We start from the raw sequence: 3,385 nt of genomic DNA on the forward strand, positions 1-3,385 counted from the left end.
CAGCGTGATTTTATGCGCATTGCGCAAACTGTAGCGGCACGTGGTCACCATGTTCGTGTCTATACGCAGTCCTGGGAAGGTGAGTGTCCTGACGTTTTTGAATTGGTTCTTGTACCGGTCAAGTCCCGGACAAACCATGGTCGCAATGCGGAGTATTATTCCTGGGTCCAGGCACATTTACTTCAGCACCCTGTCGATCGGGTTGTTGGTTTTAATAAAATGCCAGGGCTGGATCTCTACTATGCTGCTGACGTTTGCTATGCCGAGAAAGTGGCACAAGAAAAAGGTTTCCTCTATCGGTTAACTTCACGATATCGGCACTATGCAGCGTTTGAACGCGCGACGTTTGAGCAGGATAAACCGACGCAACTATTGATGCTAACTGATAAGCAGATTGCTGATTTTCAAAAACACTATCAGACAGAAGCTCAACGATTTCATATTCTTCCTCCTGGGATTTATCCAGACAGGAAGTATAGCCAGCAGATTCCGAATAGCCGTGAAGTTTATCGCCAGAAAAACGGTATAACAGAGCAACAAAATCTATTATTGCAGGTAGGCTCTGATTTCACTCGTAAAGGTGTGGATCGCTCAATACGTGCACTGGCCTCGTTACCAGAAACGCTTCGAACTAATACACTACTGTATGTTGTTGGACAAGACAGACCGAGAAAATTTGAGGCGCTGGCGGAAAAACTTGGCGTACGCAGTAATGTCCATTTCTACTCTGGCCGTAATGATGTTGCAGAATTAATGGCTGCGGCTGATATATTGATGCATCCAGCTTATCAGGAGGCGGCAGGTATTGTTTTACTAGAAGCAATCACTGCCGGGCTGCCGGTGTTGACCACAGCCGTATGCGGTTACGCGCATTATATTGTTGATGCTAATTGTGGTATGGCAATTACAGAACCATTCCGGCAAGAAACGCTGAATGAAGCCTTACGTAAAGCGCTGGTAGAGCCTTCATTGTGTTCGGAATGGAGGGCAAATGCACGACACTATGCGGATACGCAAGATTTATACAGCCTACCGGAGAAAGCTGCGGATATGATTACGGGTGGTTTAGATGGTTGAATTAAAAGAACCGTTAGCCACACTATGGCGCGGGAAAGATGCATTTGAAGAAGTTAAAAATTTACAAGGTGAAGTATTCAGAGAACTGGAGACTCGCCGTACTCTACGATTTGAACTAACGGGTAAAAGCTATTTTTTAAAATGGCACAGAGGCACTTCTCTGAAAGAGATTGTTAAAAACCTACTTTCATTACGCATGCCAGTATTAGGTGCTGATAGAGAATGGAATGCCATTCATCGCCTGAGTCAGTTAGGTGTGGATACAATGACAGGCGTGGGATTTGGTGAGAAAGGGTTGAATCCACTGACTAAAACCTCGTTTATTATTACTGAGGATCTCACACCAACTATCAGCTTAGAAGATTACTGTGCTGATTGGGCCACAAATTCTCCCGATGTGAAAGTGAAGCGTATAATTATTGATCGTGTTGCCACCATGGTGCGTAAGATGCATGCTGGAGGTATCAATCATCGCGATTGCTATATTTGCCACTTTTTATTACATCTGCCTTTTTCAGGGCGTGAGGACGATCTCAAGATTTCAGTGATTGATTTGCACCGTGCTCAGATTCGGTCGACTGTTCCCCAACGCTGGCGCGATAAGGACTTGATCGGTCTCTATTTTTCTTCCATGAACATTGGATTAACCCAGCGTGATATTTATAGATTTCTACGCATCTATTGCGAGTTGCCGTTGAAAAGCATCCTAAGTCAGGAGGCTGATTTGTTCAAGGAAGCTCAGGTTAAAGCTAATAAAATACGCGAAAGAACAATCCGTAAATCTCTATGATTAATTTATCCTGAACTATTTGAAATGCATCATGTGAGAACATGGTCTATTTCTCAAAAATTGGTAAGAGTCAAATGTCTCAATTTAGCGATAAAGAAGTTATCCTTTCTGTTTTTGAGTACGATTTTCGGGAAAATGCTTCTGCAGACTGTTTTAATATCGGTTATGGTATTGACAGGAATTTTTTATTTGGCTGCGGTGTATCAATAGCCTCTGTATTATTGTCGAATAAAAAAATCGATTTCACATTTCATATATTTACTGATTATTTCGATGAGAGTGATAAAGCCAGATTCGCCGATCTTGCTAAACAATATCAATCCTGTATCAAAGTTTACCTAATTGATTGCAATAAATTAAAAGACTTACCTAGTACAAAAAACTGGACTTATGCAACATACTTCCGTTTTGTTATTGCAGATTATTTCTATAATAAAATAGATAAATTATTATACCTGGATGCCGATATTGCTTGCCAGGGTAGTGTACGAGAACTGGTCGATTATAAGTTTTCCGCAGATGAGATCGCTGTCGTTGTAACGGAAAGAGATTCCGAATGGTGGCATAATCGTTCTGTAACGCTGGCCACTCCAGAATTAATCGCCGGATACTTTAATGCTGGATTCTTACTTATCAACATCAACGCATGGCACAGTAATAATATCTCTTCCCGAGCCATCGAAATGTTGCGAGTTCCAGAATGGGTGGAAAGAATAACTCATCTTGATCAAGATGTCCTTAATGTGTTGTTAGCCGGAAAAGTAACTTTTATCAATGGTAAATACAATACACGCTTTAGCATTAATTATGAACTGAAAGATGAAGTAGTCAATCCTGTGAATAATGAAACTGTCTTCATTCATTATGTGGGACCGACAAAACCCTGGCATGAGTGGTCCAACTATCCGGTATCGAAGAGTTTTTTAGTTGCGAAAGAGGCCTCGCCTTGGCATTCAGTAGCGCTTCTCAAACCGACCAATAGCAATCAATTCAGATATTGTGCAAAGCATAAATTTAAACAAGGGTTATACGTTCAGGGACTGTGTAACTACTTTAATTATTATCTGACCAAGTTGAAAGGTTAACTGCTGGCTAAGTACATTGTTAAAATAATCAACAGCAATGCATATCTTAGCCGCTGGAAAATATAGCTGAAATAATTAAAGGTAATTAAATTGGACTTCAAAAGATTAACTAACTTCAAAGATATTATTGAGTTAGACAGACGTGTTACACCATGTGATGATCGTGACACTTTTAATATCTCATGGGGAATCGATAAAAATTACCAAACTGGCGCGGCAATTTCTATTGCATCAATCCTTGAAAATAATAAACAGAATAATATTAATTTTACTTTTCATATTATTGCGGATTATTTAGACCAAGAATATATTGTACTATTGACACAATTAGCAGAACAGTATAAAACAGTTATTAAGCTATATCATATTGATTCTGAACCGTTGGTGTCACTACCTAAAACAAATATATGGCCAGTGTCAATATACTATCGCT

The 3,385-nt window shown here is 40.1% G+C and carries 4 protein-coding genes; all 4 read left to right on the top strand.

Annotated features, from left to right (window positions below; translation table 11 throughout):
• A partial coding sequence (locus tag KQJ19_RS23000) for a glycosyltransferase family 4 protein (protein ID WP_216404226.1) occupies positions 1-1,077 on the top strand: 1,077 nt, incomplete at its 5' end.
• Positions 1,070-1,867, top strand: coding sequence for a lipopolysaccharide core heptose(I) kinase RfaP (gene rfaP, locus KQJ19_RS23005; RefSeq protein ID WP_216404227.1), 798 nt, complete (start codon positions 1,070-1,072; stop codon positions 1,865-1,867). The genes KQJ19_RS23000 and rfaP, both read left to right, overlap by 8 nt.
• Positions 1,868-1,941: 74 nt before the next feature.
• Positions 1,942-2,952 (top strand): lipopolysaccharide 3-alpha-galactosyltransferase, encoded by a 1,011-nt coding sequence (waaO, locus tag KQJ19_RS23010; protein WP_146050126.1) that lies wholly within the window; start codon positions 1,942-1,944, stop codon positions 2,950-2,952.
• A 90-nt stretch (positions 2,953-3,042) separates the two neighbouring features.
• On the top strand, positions 3,043-3,385 hold a 343-nt coding region (locus KQJ19_RS23015; RefSeq protein ID WP_275972569.1), incomplete at its 3' end, for a glycosyltransferase.

This window comes from Citrobacter sp. S46_ASV_140, from assembly GCF_018919545.1.
In the GTDB taxonomy this organism is placed as follows: Bacteria; Pseudomonadota; Gammaproteobacteria; order Enterobacterales; family Enterobacteriaceae; genus Citrobacter; species Citrobacter braakii.